Origin of the sequence: Desulforhopalus sp. IMCC35007 (assembly GCF_005116575.1) — a bacterium.
Classification (GTDB): Bacteria; Desulfobacterota; Desulfobulbia; order Desulfobulbales; family Desulfocapsaceae; genus Desulforhopalus_A.
On record NZ_SWCN01000077.1, the window covers coordinates 1 to 850 of the forward strand.

Annotated in this window: 1 protein-coding gene; it reads right to left on the reverse strand. The window is 47.6% G+C overall.

The window, feature by feature from the left end:
- Nucleotides 1-93: 93 nt before the first annotated feature.
- The coding region (locus FCL48_RS24670) for an IS110 family transposase (protein WP_136876753.1) at nucleotides 94-850 on the reverse strand (757 nt) is incomplete at its 5' end.

The following is an 850-nucleotide window of genomic DNA, read 5'->3' on the forward strand; positions in this document are numbered from 1 at the left end:
TGAGTGGTTGGGGTGTCAAGGTTGCGAGGAACGAAGCACCCGTAGGGCTTGACCTTTACGCCCCAACCACTCAATGCTAGCGGTGATCAAGAGTCAGGCCGCCTTGGAAAGCTCCCTTGCAATTGCCCAGGAAAAACCTGCGATCTCTCTGGCAATAGCTGTTTTGGTAACATTCACTTTTTTCCCTTTGGCCATCAAATACTGGTAACGGGCACAAAGACGACATTGAGCTTTCCATGAGATATCGATTACTTTTTTAGGCAAATCTTCTTGTCGTTTACGGATAGCTCTACTCTTTCTGGCGGAATATCGATAAGCATGAGCGGCTTCTACCAAAGCATTGCGCACATGCCTGTTCCCTGTTTTCGTAATCGATCCTTTCTTGACTTGATCACCACTTGAATGTTCAGAAGGTATAAGCCCAAGAAAAGCCATGAGTTTTCCCGGTGTTTCAAAGCGAGTGAGGTCGCCAAGTTCAGAAGCTATTGTTGCTGCGACAATAAGAGATATCCCGCGCATGGCCTGTAAAGCTTGGATCAATTCATGCCGACTGCTTTGACGAGATTGCAGACGAATCTGTTCTGTTAATCGATGAACACGGTCGATACAGTCTGTTACCGTGTCTATATATTCTTGAAGCACGATCAGCTGAGCGGAATGTGCCATCGTAACAGAAGACAACCAGACGAAATACGTCTTTGTCCACTTTGTTTTTCCAGAAAATACCATATCATGCCGAAGCAGGAAGGCTCCGAGCTGCTGCTTGGCTACCCGAAGTGCACGGGTCGCATCTATCCGAGCCCGCACTAAATCACGCAAGGCCTCATCTTCAGGGGTCGGTACATACACA